13 protein-coding genes and 1 riboswitch are annotated in these 15,983 nt (G+C 31.9%); of the genes, 6 read left to right on the top strand and 7 right to left on the bottom strand.

Translation table 11 applies throughout. The annotated features are described in order from the left end of the window. The first annotated feature begins 5 nt into the window (after window positions 1-5). Complete coding sequence (locus BLV68_RS08540) at window positions 6-611, top strand: peptidylprolyl isomerase (protein WP_456154807.1); 606 nt, start codon at window positions 6-8, stop codon at window positions 609-611. Window positions 612-735: 124 nt separating this feature from the next. Here BLV68_RS08540 and BLV68_RS08535 read toward each other — a convergent pair whose 3' ends face one another. Both BLV68_RS08535 and BLV68_RS08530 read right to left on the bottom strand, forming a co-directional pair. Continuing rightward, window positions 736-1,542, bottom strand: a complete 807-nt coding sequence (locus BLV68_RS08535) for an ABC transporter permease (protein WP_093752853.1) — start codon at window positions 1,540-1,542, stop codon at window positions 736-738. Next, complete coding sequence (locus BLV68_RS08530) at window positions 1,535-2,314, bottom strand: ABC transporter ATP-binding protein (RefSeq protein ID WP_093752851.1); 780 nt, start codon at window positions 2,312-2,314, stop codon at window positions 1,535-1,537. Before BLV68_RS08530 ends, BLV68_RS08535 begins: the two co-directional genes overlap by 8 nt. 144 nt (window positions 2,315-2,458) lie before the next feature. On the opposite strand from BLV68_RS08530, the gene BLV68_RS08525 reads away from it, so the two are divergent. Genes BLV68_RS08525 through BLV68_RS08515 form a run of 3 tightly spaced genes read left to right on the top strand, consistent with a single transcriptional unit; the run spans window position 2,459 to window position 5,836 of the window. Beyond that, the gene (locus BLV68_RS08525; RefSeq protein WP_093752849.1) at window positions 2,459-3,043 is read left to right on the top strand and encodes a thymidine kinase; all 585 of its coding nucleotides are present in this window, start codon (window positions 2,459-2,461) and stop codon (window positions 3,041-3,043) included. Between the two features lie 10 nt (window positions 3,044-3,053). After that, window positions 3,054-3,884 carry an NAD(+) diphosphatase gene (nudC, locus tag BLV68_RS08520; protein ID WP_093752847.1) on the top strand — a complete coding sequence of 277 codons (831 nt, stop codon included), beginning with the start codon at window positions 3,054-3,056 and terminating at the stop codon, window positions 3,882-3,884. 20 nt (window positions 3,885-3,904) lie between these two features. Continuing rightward, a complete protein-coding gene (locus BLV68_RS08515) occupies window positions 3,905-5,836 on the top strand; it encodes a bifunctional metallophosphatase/5'-nucleotidase (protein WP_093752845.1) in 1,932 nt (643 codons plus the stop codon). Between the two features lie 793 nt (window positions 5,837-6,629). On the opposite strand, the gene BLV68_RS08510 is transcribed toward BLV68_RS08515, so the two are convergent. The 3 genes from BLV68_RS08510 to BLV68_RS08500 all read right to left on the bottom strand — a co-directional run bounded on the left by BLV68_RS08510 (window position 6,630) and on the right by BLV68_RS08500 (window position 9,703). Continuing rightward, entirely contained in the window at window positions 6,630-7,151 is a 522-nt protein-coding gene (locus BLV68_RS08510) for a hypothetical protein (RefSeq protein WP_093752843.1), read from the bottom strand. Between the two features lie 826 nt (window positions 7,152-7,977). Then, entirely contained in the window at window positions 7,978-9,231 is a 1,254-nt protein-coding gene (locus BLV68_RS08505) for a hypothetical protein (protein ID WP_093752841.1), read from the bottom strand. After that, window positions 9,221-9,703, bottom strand: coding sequence for an RNA polymerase sigma factor (locus tag BLV68_RS08500; protein WP_093752839.1), 483 nt, complete (start codon window positions 9,701-9,703; stop codon window positions 9,221-9,223). Before BLV68_RS08500 ends, BLV68_RS08505 begins: the two co-directional genes overlap by 11 nt. Window positions 9,704-10,668: 965 nt before the next feature. Beyond that, window positions 10,669-10,762: riboswitch (THF riboswitch) on the top strand. Window positions 10,763-10,828: 66 nt separating this feature from the next. Here BLV68_RS08500 and BLV68_RS08490 point away from each other — a divergent pair. Together BLV68_RS08490 and abc-f are read left to right on the top strand one after the other, a co-directional pair. Further along, window positions 10,829-11,344: a folate family ECF transporter S component gene (locus BLV68_RS08490; protein WP_093752835.1), complete on the top strand. Its 516-nt coding sequence runs from the start codon at window positions 10,829-10,831 to the stop codon at window positions 11,342-11,344. Window positions 11,345-12,109: 765 nt separating this feature from the next. After that, window positions 12,110-13,747, top strand: coding sequence for a ribosomal protection-like ABC-F family protein (gene abc-f, locus BLV68_RS08485; RefSeq protein WP_093752833.1), 1,638 nt, complete (start codon window positions 12,110-12,112; stop codon window positions 13,745-13,747). 16 nt (window positions 13,748-13,763) lie between these two features. Here abc-f and BLV68_RS08480 read toward each other — a convergent pair whose 3' ends face one another. Together BLV68_RS08480 and BLV68_RS08475 are read right to left on the bottom strand one after the other, a co-directional pair. Continuing rightward, complete coding sequence (locus BLV68_RS08480) at window positions 13,764-14,996, bottom strand: S41 family peptidase (RefSeq protein WP_093752831.1); 1,233 nt, start codon at window positions 14,994-14,996, stop codon at window positions 13,764-13,766. Window positions 14,997-15,013: 17 nt separating this feature from the next. Continuing rightward, complete coding sequence (locus BLV68_RS08475; RefSeq protein ID WP_093752829.1) at window positions 15,014-15,976, bottom strand: DUF4097 family beta strand repeat-containing protein; 963 nt, start codon at window positions 15,974-15,976, stop codon at window positions 15,014-15,016. Between the last annotated feature and the right edge of the window lie 7 nt (window positions 15,977-15,983).

Genomic DNA, 15,983 nt, shown 5'->3' with positions numbered 1-15,983 from the left:
TTAATGTGTCGTTAGAGCAATTGGAATTACCCGAAAAAGGTGAGGAAATAGTAGTAATGGAAACCAATTATGGGATTATTAAGATGAGGCTTTTTCCAGATGTAGCACCAAAGGCTGTAGAAAATTTTAAAACTCATGTTGAAAATGGCTATTATGATGGATTGACCTTCCATAGGGTAATAGATGGTTTTATGATACAGGGGGGAGACCCTCTTGGAACTGGAGTTGGTGGAGAAAGCATATGGGGACAGCCTTTTGAGGATGAATTCCACATTAATTATCACAACTTTAGAGGTGCCTTATCCATGGCAAATGCGGGACCAAACACCAATGGCAGCCAGTTTTTCATAGTTCAAAGGGATACGGTTGAAGAATCTTTAATCGATCAAATGGCCCAAATAGGTGAAGAGGGTGGATTCCCTGAAGCTGTTGTAAAAGCTTATGGAGAATTAGGAGGCACACCCCATCTGGACTATAGACATACCGTTTTCGGCCAAGTATTTGAGGGGATGGATGTGGTGGATAAGATTGCAGCTGTGAAAACCGACTTGAACGATAAGCCCATTCAACCAGTTATAATATTGAAAGTTAAAATAGCAGAGTATTATTGACGATGATTCTAACTATAGCAAAAGAAGTTCTGATTATAATTTTACTTATTAAGGGTATACAAGTGACGAATGTATGCTTGAAAAAAATAACTTTTAAGGTTAGGTCATATATGACCTAACCTTGTTATTCGTTCCATTTCAAGAATTTATCCTCTAAAATGGATATTACTTTATACATCATTGCTGAGATCAAGGCTAAGACGAAGACACTCATCATTACCAAGTCCAGTTTAAAAACTTGACCACCATATACTATCAGATAACCTATTCCTGCTTTAGACACAAGAAACTCACCTACAATTACTCCTACCCACGACAGCCCGATATTTACCTTCAAAGTACTGATCATAGTAGGTATAGAATAGGGTAATACCACTTTTCTCAAGATTTGATACTTAGTAGCTCCAAAGGTTTGCAGTAGTTTGATTTTATCCTTGTCTACTGATATGAAGCTAAAATAGACATTCATAATTGTAACAACTATTGAAATTGTAATGGCTGTAACTATAATTCCAGAGTATCCTGCACCAATCCAAATGATTATTATAGGGGCGAGAGCAGTTTTAGGTAAGCTATTAAGCACTACAAGATAAGGATCAAGTACTTTTGCCCAAAAGTCAGACCACCATAATCCTATTGCAACAAGGATTCCCAGTAGTGTTCCAGCAGTAAAACCTACAATGGTTTCAAAGACAGAAATCCCAACATGGTATAAAAGGTCTCCTTCTTTTAAATACCGCAAAAATAATTGCCAAATACCTGTAGGATAGCTAGTTAAAAATGAATCTATCCATTTAAGTCTAGCTGCTACCTCCCAGAGCATTAATCCTACTATTAATATGGAGATTTGTACAATTAAAATATTACGCTTTCTTTTCTTAATCCTATTTAGATACTTAGCATGTTCCTGAGATATTGAATTATTAGACATGAACATCAAGCTCCTTCCATATTTTGTTAAAGTAATGTCTAAATTCAGGAGCTTCACGACATTTAATTGGGCTCCATTCTCCTCCGGGGCAACTCAACTCAATATTTATAATATCTTTAATACTTGCAGGCCTATTGGTTAACACGATTATTCGATCGGACATGGATATTGCTTCAGCAATATCGTGAGTTACTAAAAGAGCAGTTTTATTCTCTTTTTTTAGGATAACACCAATTTCATCAGCTATTGCCAATCTTGTCTGATAGTCTAAAGCGGAAAAGGGTTCGTCCAATAGGAGTAGCTTAGGTTCTACAATTAATGTTCTTATTAAAGCAGCTCTTTGTCTCATTCCTCCAGACAGCTGTCTGGGATAGCTATTTTTAAAGTCTAATAACCCGTAAGTTTCCAATAGTTTTTCTGCTTTTTTAACATCCTTATCTTTTACCTTACCCTGGATCTCAAGACCTAGTAATACATTTTGAAGAATCGTTCGCCACTCAAACAGGTGGTCTCGCTGAAACATATAGCCTATATCTTTCATTGGACCTGTTACCTTTTTTCCATTAACTAACACCTTACCTGTTGAAGGCTTAATTAGACCTGCAATAATGGAAAGCAAGGTAGATTTTCCACAGCCACTAGGGCCTACAATTCCTAATATTTCACCTTCGTATACATTAAAATCTATATTGTGTATGGCCTCTGTTTCCCCATTAAAAGTATGGTAGGTCATACCTAAATTTTTAATTTCAACTAAAGTTTTTTTATCCATGAGCAACTCCCCTTTATAGGACATATGATACTTCATAATATTCAATAAAAAAAATTATGTGAATAGACAAGGAAGTTTTCAAGATAAAATTAGAAAAATCATGGTATAATAGAAAAAACTAATAGGAAAAAGGGGGAAATTGTCTTGCATCAATACAGAGGAAAATTAATTGTTCACACTGGCTCTATGTTTTCAGGTAAAACATCTAGTTTAGAAAAGGATGTTAAAAGGTTTAATATTGCCAAATATAAAACATTAGCTTTTAAACCTGCCATTGACAATAGATATAAGAAAAATGCAATTGTAACCCATGATCTGACTTCAATAAATGCAATTTTAGTCAATGATATAGATGAGATAATAGAGTACTGTAATGAGTTAGAACCTGATGTAATTGCCATTGATGAAATACAGTTTTTAGGTGGATTAGTGGAGAATATTGTTTCCGGTATTAATAGTTTGCTTGAAAAAGGATTGACCGTTATAGTAGCTGGATTAGATATAGATTTTACTGGAACGCCTTTTGAGATTGTAAAGGAACTAATGCCTATTGCAGATTACCTATATAAGCACCATGCTGTATGCGTAAGATGTGGTAATGATGGATGGGTAAGTCACAGAAAATCAAAGGATATGGAAAGAATTAAAATAGGCGCTACTGATGAATATGAGCCTTTATGTAGAAAATGCTTCCTAGAAGCAAGAGAAGAATCTGGTTTTAATAAGTAGGAGGTTTAATATGGACGATTATATTCTATTTCAGCCATCAGTAAAGCCTTTACATAATGAAGACGAGGGCGATTATTGGTTCTTGTTTAGAGATGATAAGTTAATGGTATATGAGAAAGACGGGAAAATATCTATACCTCGAAGGAAAGATGTTCTTAAATTAAATATAAGTATATATAATATTCAATGTATGGGAGCTTATTTTGGGTACAATTGCTATTGTGGAGAGTTTGTCGATATTTTAGACGATGAAAAAAACAAACTAATGGATTTAAAAACTCTTTCTAAATCCATTGAGGAAAACTATTATTATTTAGCCTCAAAGGCCAAATTATTACTTAATTGGCTAAAGTCTAACCAATACTGTGGTAGATGTGGTTCTAAAATGCATATGAAGGATAGTAAATCTGAAAGGGCTATGGTATGTTCCATGTGTAATAACACTACTTGGCCAAGAACTTCACCAGCAATTATAGTAGCAGTTACTAAAGGAGATAAGCTATTACTAGCTCACAATAGACAGTTTCCCAATGGAAGATATAGTGTGATTGCTGGGTTTGTAGAATATGGGGAAACCCTTGAGGAATGTGTAAAAAGGGAAGTATATGAGGAAGTTGGAATTAAGGTAAGAAATATAAAGTATTTTGGGTCTCAACCTTGGCCCTTCCCAAATTCCATGATGATAGGATTTACAGCAGAATATTTAGATGGAGAAATAAAAGTAGATGGAGATGAAATAATAGATGCTAATTGGTTTACTAAGGAAGAAGTGTTGAGGATGCATAATAAATCTATCAGTTTAGGATCTCAATTAATAGAATGGTTTATAAAAACATATTAACATGGGAATGGAGGAGAGCGATGAAAAGGAATATTAAGGTATTGTTAATTTTAATGATTCTTTTAATAGCTATGGCTATTCCTCATAAGACTTTTGTGGAAGAGGGAAAAAATTCATTAACAATACTATTTACCCATGACTTGCATGATCATTATTATCCTTTTCAAGTTGAGGAAAAAGGACAGATTAAAACATTAGGTGGATATGCTCGTCTATATTCTGTGATTAAAAGTGAGAGGGAAAAGGACCCAAATTTATTATTGATAGATGGTGGGGATTTTTCCATGGGAACCCTTTTTCAAACTATATTTTCTACCGATTCCCCAGCTCTTAGGATAATGGGGAAAATGGGATATGATGTGACCACCTTTGGAAATCATGAGTTTGATTTCAGGGCAGAGGGATTAGCAGAGAGTTTAATGGCTGCAAAGAATAGTAGAGATCCACTACCTGAAATTGTAGCCTCCAATATATTCTTTCCTGAAGATGACAATGAACTTTTATCACCAGAATTAGAGAAATTGAAAAAATCCATGGTGGAATATGGAGTAAAAGATTATGTCATAATTGAAAGAAAGGGTTTTAAGATAGGGATATTTGGTCTAATGGGAAAGGAAGCAGATTCCAATGCTCCTATGGCCGGAGTTGAATTCACAGACCAAATTAAGGCAGCAAAAAATATGGTTAATATATTAAAGGACGAAGAGAACGTAGATTTAATAATATGCTTATCCCATTCGGGGACTAGCAGCGATAAATCAAAATCGGAAGACGAGATATTAGCCAAGGAGATCCCAGATATAGACGTTATAATAAGTGCACATACCCATACAACTCTTCATGAACCTATAATAGTAGGAAATACCATAATAGCTTCTTGTGGCCAGTATGGGGAAAACTTAGGCATAATAAATATTTCTCCAGGTCAAGATAATAAATGGCACTTAAAGGATTATAGATTAGAGCCCATAACTGATTCTATACCAATGGATGAAACTATTTCTGAGGAAATAGAATATTATAAATCCATTGTACAGGATAAATATTTAGACAGATTTAATCTAACTTTCGATGAGGTTTTAGCTTATAGTCCATTTAGCTTTACACCTTTAGGAAAGCTAGGTAGTGAGCATGGGGAGGATATCTTAGGCAATCTCATTAGTGATTCTTATATTTATGCTGTTAAGAAAGCAGAAGGAGAGAATTATGAGCCAATTGCCGTTGCAATCGTACCTAATGGAACTATAAGAGGTTCCTTCGTAAAAGGATATATAACGGTGGACCATGTATTTACCGTAAGTTCTCTAGGAATAGGAGCAGACAAGGTTTCAGGCTATCCATTGATTTCAGTATACTTGACTGGAAAAGAGCTAAAAACCGTTGCAGAGGTAGACGCATCCATTGCTCCAATTATGAGTGTTGCCCAATTATACACTTCGGGGCTTAATTACACGTTTAATCCTAATAGGCTGATATTTAATAAGGTTACAGATGTCTATTTAGAAAGAGAAGATGGTAGCAGGGAAGAAATTGAAGACGATAAACTTTACCGGGTAGTAGCAGGTCTATATTCTGCACAAATGCTTTCAATAGTAGGGGATAAATCCTTTGGTTTATTGTCCATAGTTCCTAAGACCAAGGATGGAGTTCCCATCGAGGATTTTGAAGCACATATAATATATGACAGTGGGCATGAGATTAAAGAATGGCTAGCCCTAGCTGAATATTTAAAATCCTTCGATAAAGAAAATGGCATACCACAAGTACCAGAATACTATAGTCAAAAACAGGGAAGAAAAATAGTAGATGATGATCCTAGCATCATTGCAAGGATTAAAAACCCCAATAGAATAGCTCTAATACTATATTCCATTATTTTAATTATATTAACCCTAATAGCTTTATTAATAAGAATTATAATTAGAAGACGCAAGAAGAAAACTTTTGCATAATACAAAAGATGCAAAAGGGACGGGGGTTTTTGCATCAATTTCAAAGTTAATGAAGAAGATGCAGATAGAGCTGTCCCTTTTGAAGTTTCTGTTCCAAATCTAATCATGATATTCATAAAAATAGGCTTTATTCTCTTATAGATTTATAATCGCCATTATAATATGATATAATTTTAAAATATATCCTGTTTACAATACCTAAAATGTAGTATTATTGTAGTTGTGGAAATAGGTTTGAGGTCATAGATTTAAATTTGTAACATAAATGAGACTTTATGAAGAATCCTTATAGTCAGCTACATAATCTTAACAGTTTTATTAATAATAATACTTATAAATCCACTGACCAGTGTAGCCTATGGTAGGCGAAAAGTATTTACTGTAGCACACTTTGCCTATGTGCAAAAAGTAGGTGATATCCTATCAGATAAAGATTTATCCCCTAAAACCTTTTGGCTTTTAGTTCATGAAGGACACTTTATTAGAGTTTCTGCGAGAGATGTTTAGGCTACAACAGCTTGGGAAAAGAGACGGTATCTATGCTTGAATCCGTTATAGATTCTCTTAAAGAAATATATCAATTACTTGAGGATGGTTTGGAGGCTGATGAAAAAATAGATGATTTAATTGTTTTTTGGATGAAGCTGTAAAATAGGGCGGTGAAATAAGAGATACCAATAAGAGAAACAAACTCATGTGGTTAATCAAATGATTACATTGTTAGTTAGGTTAAACAAAATATACCTCAGGCAGTTATAATTGCCTGAGGTGTTTTGTGTGCCTTGAGGTCAATTTAATCGACTGTAACTCCATAATATTTTTCAGCATTTCTGATAAATATGTTTTTAATATATTCCTGATCGTTTATTTCTGCTAAAAATATTGCCTTTCTTAAAGTCTCCTCATAATTTTTAAAGCCTAAATTCAATTCAGATGTAAACTTTCTAAAAAAGAATTTAGGTAGAATATCTAAACTTTTATTTTTAATGCAGTATTCAATTCCTTTATCTGAAAAATAGAGAGATTTTTCATATTCGCCCTTTATATAATACAGCGTTGCCAAGTTTATAACTGATTTTGGAAAAAGAATATTATCCTCATATAGTAACGTTCTAATATGGGATAGCAGGTTTAGATAGGTTTCATCTACATACAAACTATATGCCATAGTTGATATATTGATAAGGATTCTTTTTTCTATAGGACTGTAGCTGAAGTTTTTATAATTGCTAATTTGAAAAGCGTATATTTTAGATTTAATTGATTCAATTAACAAATATATCGCTTCTGATCTGTCATGGTATTTTAAATCCACATAAGTGGCCTCAAGCAATTTTGTATAGATATTTTTTCATAGGATGTGAAGTGTTTTAGTTATAGTCTTGATAATTGATTTATACACTTTCAATATCATCTAAATTGTCACATAGTCTATTTAGACCAACAAGCAAACTAAACTAAACAAAAATATGGGATTAACACATGATAATTGCAGATAATTAGCATGTGTTAATAAGGGTTAAATAAAAATTAAAATGTAGGTGCTAAGTATGACTGAAAGGGAATTATATAGATGGAAGGAAATTATTAATATTAATTTATAGATATCATTACTCTGAAGAAATGGCGAGTAAGATTATTTATAGTAATTTAAACTTTGGAAGTAAAATAAGGTTGGAACTAGGATAGGTGAAGTCATACAGAGGTTTTCTACAAGTCTTTTTGCTAGATATCAGACCTAGGCTAAACTAGTTGGTGAAAGTCCAATAGTGAGAGTAAAATATCAATCGCTAACCTAGGATAAGGCAGTCCATCACGAGATGGAATGCAAGAAGGACAGTTTTTGTCGCATAGTATTCTATGGGATTAGAAGTTGCACGGATAGAACCGTTCAAATAAGAATAGCAAGTCAAGACCTTGTATACTTAAGCTGTCTGGAATCTAATTTGTAAACAATCATAACCTTCTAATGATTTAATGTTGGAAATCCTGTAATGTAACGGGAATGGTTCTTTTGCGTTAACTCCTAATTTCATAGATTAGGATACAAACAGAACCATCCCCATTTATTATAGTACGAGACTATAAGTAATTTTGTGCTTTAGAGAAAATTAATCATCATTACCTAGCCCCTCTAAAACTTATTCAAACTCTATTTCCCAATTTCCTAAAAGTAAGGTTGTTGGTGATTCAAAATATATCGAAAAACCCTTACCTGCCTCTTCCTTATCTATGAATAGTTCTGTGAAACCTGTATCTTCATTAAACCAGATTCCATAGCCAGAAATACCACCTATTCTTACATCATCTAATATTTCATCTTCTAAAGGATTAGCCTTTAAACTGATTATTATTTCATCCCCATCTTTTCTCACATCTACTACATTTATCTTAAAATCTCCTAAATTTAGAGTTTTATTAATATTTTTTACTTCGCCATCATCTGGTGTTTGAATATTAATTTTCTCTGTTTTCAAATCGGGATAATTAACTTTCACATAAGGCAATACAAGCTTCAACCCTTCTTTATCCATAATATGGAAATAAAAATCTGACATTAGGCTACCAAAGGAAGATGGTATTGTAGGATATGTTTTATTTCCTTCCTTATCTATTAGATACATGCTTTTATCTATGTTTAAAGTAGGGTTCCAAACAGATATGGATAAATTTTCTTCAAAGGGATAGTCTACAATTTTTCTATCTTTGGATCTATTCAATAAACTTACCATAATTTTATCATCCATAGGTTTTTTAATGGCTACAATGCTAATTCCCTTATCTTGAGCATAGGGCCCTAGTTGTAAAAAATCTTCTACTTCTTTTGCATTTTCTAGAGTGAAAGGAATCTCCAAGTTTCCCAATATCAAGCTATAATCCCTATATTCTCCTTCTACTTCATAAATATAATCTCCTTGCCAAAAATCTCCACCGCCTGCTTTACCACAGATTTTTGGATGGGAGATATTATTTTTTTCATCTTTTAACAAAACTTTTTCATTATCAATTAAGTCATAATTACTTTCTATGCTAACTGTTAGGTTATTATCCAATTTAGATGCAGCTATAATCTTAACAAAGGTTTCATCCTCCTCATAATATACTTGTTCTTTAAGGGTTAAAACTATTCCTTCATCTTTATTCACTAGAATATTATATCCGGGAACATATTGTAGCACTTGTTTTAGGGCTGCTTCGACCCTTTCTAATCCTATTATACTTATTGAACTGATAATTATAGTTAATGAAGCTGCTACAGCAATTAATGATCTTTTTAATTCTGTTTTTCTGATGTTATTATATTCTTTTCCCTTTTCAAAACCTAAGTTTATACTTTCATCTAAATTATCAGGAAGAGGAATACTATTCAACATATTTCTTAACTTATCTGTCATATACACCCTCCTCAATCTTTAATTTTTCCAATGCTCTATAATATTTTGTCTTAACTGTGCTTATTGGCATCTTTAGTTCATCTGAAATTATTTCAAAGGTATATTCAAAATATATTTTTAAAACAATAATGTTCTTTTCATCTATAGATAAGGTTTTTAAATTATCCATGAACATATTAATACTTTCTTTTTCCTCTGTTTTCAGCACTTTTGCACTTGATAAATCATCTAATAGAATATTTTTATTTTTTCTAAGTAGATCTTTCGATTTATTGACGGCTATTTTTAAAAGCCATGATTTAAACTTAAGCTTGTCTTTTATTTTATCTTTTGAAATATAAGCCTGATAGGCTGTTTCTTGGACAATATCTAGAGCGTCTGCTTCATTATTTACATAGGTATATGCTATTCTATAGATATCGCCTTTATATTTTTTGAATAATGTTTCAAATTCTTTTGTAGATAGTTCTATTTTAAAGCACCTCCTAAAAACAAGATTCTATATATAAGACGGATAAAAGCTTAAAAAAGTTTCAAATTAATGCAAAAAAGCGGATCAATTTGCATCCCCTTCCATAGGGTTTTGAATTAATGCAAATGATCCGTTCTCATTTCATAATCTACTAAGTTTAAACAAGTAAGAAACTAATAGCACACCTAGTATTATCATATAATTTCTAGTATTTTTTGAATCCTTCTTGTTGAGTTTATAATAGACATAGGAAGATAAGACCAATATAAAATAGATTGCTAAATATACCGTTCTAACAGTCGTCATAAATTTATAATATTCATAATTACTGTAATCAATTAATAGCTGTGTTCCAATAAAAGTTATCCAAAAAAAATAGTAAAAAGATCCTTTAATTTCTACCGATTTTGCAACACTATCCATTAACTTTCTGATATTAACACCTCCATATGTAAAATGAACTTTTAATTTTAGGGGAATTACTAGTTCTTATAATGTAATCTTATTATATAATGTATTCACCTCTAAATTAAGAAGCTAGTGCTAATTAAGCCCATTATTTAGTATACTCTTATAATATTTTACAGGAAGGCCAATTTGTTTTCTATATAATATTAAAATTTTTAGATAGGCCTATTACTATACCAATAAAAATGCATACGTCTGATATTTGTTTGTTAGTAATTCCAATTATTATATCTTCTTGATTAACTAAGAAGAGTTCTGAAAGTTATTTAAGTTTTCCAATTATCCTCCTAGTACACGATCTTTAGCAATATTAAGAAATGTTATGCTATTGCTATATTATACCATAATCTAAAGCTATAAATTAGAACATAATTTCAAGACTATGTCCAGTTATATAGAATGAGTTCTACAATTTATTTGTATTTATTGCTTGACTAGTATTTCACATTGATGTATACTTTTAGTAGTATATGAAATTTTATGAAAAAAATCAAAATGACAGAGTAGATAATATGCGTAAAGTGTTAGAGGATGGAACGTTGCCTCTAAACGAAAAGCTTCGGCTTGCGACATATTATCGCGTTCGCTGTCACTTCAGTAATATCTTCTTTCTGATGTGACAGGCTGTCATATCTTACAGAAAGGAGGTATTTTTTTGTGAAAAAACTAAACACAAAAACTATCGTTGTTTCAGGTTTTTTAATAGCTTTAAACATCGTACTATCAAGGATACTGATTATTCCAGGTATAATTAATTTTGGAGGATTTCCCATTATATTTGGAGGGGTGGTCTTTGGGCCTATGGTTGGAGGTATAGTGGGTGCTGTCGGAGATATTCTTAGTCATTTTTTAAGGCCTACAGGACCTTTTATGCCACATTTTGTACTCACTTCAGCCCTTACGGGCATAATTCCTGGAATATTAGTAAAAACACTGAATTTAAACTGGAATAAGCCATCCTTGTGGAAAATATTTATAGCTATATTCGTAGGACAAGTAACAACAAGCGTTTTTATGGTGCCTTATTTCAGAAATATTCTCTTTGATCATCCTTTATTTTTAACCATGACAAAAGCTGCAACCAGACAAGCAGTAAATATTCCTACTTATTCTATATTAATAAAGTTAATGGTTCCTGCTTTATATAAATCAGGAAGCCTTAAAGAAGCTTAAATGATGTATATGATTTTGATTTATTATTTATTGGTGCATTGATAATAGAAGCAATGCACCAATTTGCTTAGGTTTTAAAATAAATGTTGGGGCATGTAAAACTGGTATTCAAATATTTTGTTTTAAATAAGAAAATGTACTGATGATATAGATCTGCTAAAATGTCCATTAGCTAAAGAATACAGACAGTTTTACTATTTGACATTAATGAGATGAAACCATTTTTGCACTGAAAAAATTAGTAAAATCATTAATTTTGAATTATTAAACTTGCTCAAGTAACTGTGAAACTATTTCCAAAAAGCTGAATAAAAATATGGCCCTTTATAATCAGAGTAATTTTTATAGTAAAAATCTTGAAAAATTAGTGTAAGGATTATAGTTTATTTCTAAAGTTAAACCATGAGATAATAATACCAGATGTTCAAAATTAGTTTGTCGTCTAGAGAATAAATGTACCTATTTACTCTAAATTATTGAAGTTTCAATAAAAATTTGATAAAATATTGGTAAGTAAGTAAGTAAGAAAGGATGGAAATATATAATAATGAGAATGTAAGCCTTCGCTATTTAGAACATTTTAATCTAAGTCTTAAACTGCCTATTTTAATAGGCTTTATTGTTGTTGAAAGATGTTCGGAAGGCGATTAAATTTATCATTTATTATATATTTCTATAAACATTAGTATAACTTTGCCAATGTATAATTTCTATATTTTATTATAAATGATAATTAATCCCTTCCTATATAAGGAGGGTTTTTTTATGCTTGTTTTAGATATTAGTAAGCTGAAAAAATATTATGGAGACAGGTTGATTCTAGATATTAAGGATTTAAAAATATATAGGGAAGATAAGGTAGGAATAGTTGGTTTAAATGGCAGTGGGAAAACCACTTTGTTAAACTTGATTTCCAAAGACGTATTGCCAGATGAAGGATTTATAAGAAGATTTGGGAATATATCCTATATCAAACAGTTGGAATATGGAAATGCAGAAATAGCCCACGGAAAGTATATATCAGAATTTGGCTTGAAGGGTAAGAGCAAATCCTATATGAGTGGGGGAGAATTGACCAGACTAAAAATAGCTGAAGCTTTTTCCAAAGATTGCAGCCTGCTTCTTGCAGATGAGCCTACATCTAATCTGGATTTAGATGGAATTAATATGCTGCTAGAAAAGTTATTAAATTTCGATAATGCCTTGTTAATAGTTTCCCATGACAGGGATTTACTAGATAGGGTATGTAATAAGATTTTGGAAATTGAAGATGGTCATGTAAAATTATATGATGGGAATTACTCTGACCATAAAGAACAGAAGGAGCTGGAAAGAAAAACTAAGGAATTAGAATATGAAAAGTATATTAAGGAGAAAAAGAGACTGGAAAGGGCAATCATTGAAACCAAAAACAAGTCTAGAAGTATTAAGAAAACACCAAGACGGATGGGAATTTCAGAAGCTAGACTTCATAAAATGGGGAATCAAAGCGCAAAGAGGAGCTTAGAGAAAAAAGCAAAGGCTATACAAAGCAGGTTAGAAAAGTTAGAGGTGAAGGAGAAGGTAAAGGATCTAGAAAAAGTAAGGGTAGATATATTGGGAGACGAAATTCACACAAAGATCCTTATAGAAGGTCAAGATATAAATAAATCCTTTGGTAAGAGAACATTATTTAAGAAGGGGAATTTTCAAATTTATAATGGCAGTAAAACTGCCCTTATAGGGGATAACGGTAGTGGAAAAACTACTTTACTAAACATGATAATGAATGAGGAAAAGGGTATTAAAATATCCCGTAAAGCAAAAATAGGATATTTTAGTCAGGATTTAAGCATATTAGATGAGAATAAATCCATAATAGAAAATATTATGAAAACAAGTATTTATGATGAAACCACCATAAGGATTATACTTGCTAGATTGTTGTTTAAAAGGGAAGATGTATATAAGAAGGTTAAGGTATTAAGCGGTGGGGAAAGGGTTAAGGTTTCACTAGCGAAAATATTAAGCTCTGATTTTAATATGCTCATATTAGATGAACCTACCAATTATTTGGATATTTACTCCATAGAAGCTGTGGAAGAAGCTTTATTGGATTATGAAGGAACTATTTTATTTGTATCCCATGATAGAAGGTTCATAGATAGAATTGCAGATAATATTATCTATATTGAGAACCAAAAGATAAGAACCTTTAATGGGAGATTAAAAGAATTGGAAGATAGCAAGAATAAATCTAAAGATATGGATAAAAAGATATTAGAAGAAAAGGCAATCCTTGAATATAAGCTATCGGAAATATTAGGAAAACTTTCTTTGGCTGATAAAAACGATGCTATAGAAGCATTGGATAAAGAATATAATGAGATAGTAGAAAAATTAAAAAGGCTTAACGAAAATTAAGTGGGCACATGCCAACTTAATTTTCGTTAACTACATACTGAATAGCTTTGTCATATCTATAATCCTTAATTGGTGTAGCATTTACCTCTATATGGGGAATGGTTTTTACTTCTTCATTAATGGTAAAGTCCCCATTTAAAGCCATCATAGAACTAAACCTTATGACTATTCCACTATTTGGCAGCGAAAAGAATAAGGGGTCAATACCAATTCCATCCCCACCAGTGGTTTCACCTACCAGGGTAGCAAATCCGCTATCCTTGCAGAAGGCTGCAAAGCTTTCTGAGGAAGAATAAACCCTATAATCAACCAACAGATATATTTTACCCCTAAAATCTATAGGGTCTTTAGGTTTTATGGTTTTGGTAACCTTCCAATATCTTTGGAAATTCCTTTCTACTTCCTCTGGCATCTTTTTTAAAATATCCTGATCTAAATGAGATATGGGCTTTAGCTTTATGCCCCGTGATCTGTAAAAGGGGTTACCGTAATCTCCTCTTATGAATAGATAATTACTTACGGTAATTGACTTCTTAGCTAAAGGAGAAATAACATTTTCTTGCCAATAGTAGTCACTTCCGCCAGTATTTCCTCTAATATCTATTATAAGCTTTTCGTAATCTTTTATTTCTTCATAAAACCTTCTTATTTCCTTTCCATCTTCTTCTACCCGATTACCATCCATACTATGGATTTTTAAATAAGCTACTTCATCAGGAAGGATTATGTCCATTTCAAAGGCAGGATCAGTGTTACCAAAATAACCGAATTCTTCAGTGCTTTCTTCTTGGCCTAGGTAATCGTATCTCGCTAAGACCTTTTTGTCGTTAAAAACTTTAAACCAAGGCCTGTTCAAAAGGAATTTATTCTGCGAATAGACTTTATAATACCATTTAAAATGCTCCTTCTGTACCACATGGGTGTGGCCATTATTAAGTTCTCTCATTATATTCGATAATTCTTCTATGAATTCATCATCCGTTCTTGTATTTTTAATCCTTTCTATATATTCATCCTTATTGGCTAGCCAGTCTACACCGTGTAGCCTTTTATTTACTTCTAAAAAAGGATAGTTTTCTTTTATGATATTATAGGTATATTCAAAATCCTCCATTTTTTCTTTCGTAGTTAAGGGACTATCATTAATAGAAATGCTTTTATATGCTTTACTACAACTTATAGAAGAAATTAGAATTCCTATCAATACTAATATTAGTGTTTCCTTCAAAAGCCTTTTATTTTGCAACATTTACTCCTCCTATTATCTTATTTCCCTTCAATGTTGATACTTCCCAAATCCACAATGAGGGTTATAGAGTTTTTTCCATTGCCAGATTTACCAGATAATCTAGTATTGGTTTTCTCTTTGATATCTAATGGCATACTGGATTCTATACTACCTAAATTGGTGTTAGCCTCGATGGTGAAATTTGAATTCTTAGGCAACACTATTTTTATGCTACCTGAGCTTGATTCTGCCTTTATATCCCAATCCAACTTATCATATTTTATATCTATACTTCCTAAATTAGTCTTTGCATCTAAAGAGCCTTTAAGATTATTGATTTTTATGGAACCCAAATCTGCATTAAGTTTATTTTTTGCTGCAACTACATTATCTATATTTATTTCACCTAGGGAGGCTTTAATATCCAACTCTTTAAATGTTGAATTTTTAACATTTACATCTCCCAATTCCCCATAAGCATACATTTTGTCTAGTTTCAATCCTTCAATATTTGCAGAACCGAGATCAGTCTTTAAGTTTAACTTGTTTGCATATGAGGAGGGAATAATTATATCTAGGTATAAATCGGCTTTCATTGACTTATTTAAATTTTTATTGGTATTGATTTGGGCCATAGCTTCAAGAACTAATTTATTTCCAAATACTTTTTTGCTTAAATCCGTCCTAATATGATTTGAAATTGTGCCATAGTAGTGTAAGGACAGATCTTCTCTATCCTCAGTTACAATTTTAATGCTTGCCATATCTACATCGACATCTATTTCTTTAATTCCATCTAAGGATATAAATTCTTTCTCATCTATTTCTTTATATTTACCATTACTATTATTTGCCCATGATTTGTTTATATTTACCGAATAGTTTTTATCTCTATTTGCATTTATTGAATAACTTCCAGCTAATCTCAGACTCAAAAATCCTACACCGAAAGCTATTAACGTCACACCAATTAATATAGAAACTAATCTCTTTATATTCATGGAAATT

Origin of the sequence: Tepidimicrobium xylanilyticum, from assembly GCF_900106765.1 — a bacterium.
GTDB lineage: Bacteria > Bacillota > Clostridia > Tissierellales > Tepidimicrobiaceae > Tepidimicrobium > Tepidimicrobium xylanilyticum.
The sequence above is the reverse complement of the archived record's forward strand: the minus strand, read 5'-3'. Positions and strand labels throughout refer to the sequence as shown.

Bases quoted from the DNA above. Each gene is read 5' to 3' on its own strand.
- BLV68_RS08535 (WP_093752853.1), bottom strand. From the start codon at position 1,542: ATGTCTAATAATTCAATATCTCAGGAACATGCTAAGTATCTAAATAGG.
- BLV68_RS08530 (WP_093752851.1), bottom strand. From the start codon at position 2,314: ATGGATAAAAAAACTTTAGTTGAAATTAAAAATTTAGGTATGACCTAC.
- nudC (WP_093752847.1), top strand. From the start codon at position 3,054: ATGGACGATTATATTCTATTTCAGCCATCAGTAAAGCCTTTACATAAT.
- BLV68_RS08515 (WP_093752845.1), top strand. From the start codon at position 3,905: ATGAAAAGGAATATTAAGGTATTGTTAATTTTAATGATTCTTTTAATA.
- BLV68_RS08505 (WP_093752841.1), bottom strand. From the start codon at position 9,231: ATGACAGATAAGTTAAGAAATATGTTGAATAGTATTCCTCTTCCTGAT.
- abc-f (WP_093752833.1), top strand. From the start codon at position 12,110: ATGCTTGTTTTAGATATTAGTAAGCTGAAAAAATATTATGGAGACAGG.
- BLV68_RS08480 (WP_093752831.1), bottom strand. From the start codon at position 14,996: ATGTTGCAAAATAAAAGGCTTTTGAAGGAAACACTAATATTAGTATTG.
- BLV68_RS08475 (WP_093752829.1), bottom strand. From the start codon at position 15,976: ATGAATATAAAGAGATTAGTTTCTATATTAATTGGTGTGACGTTAATA.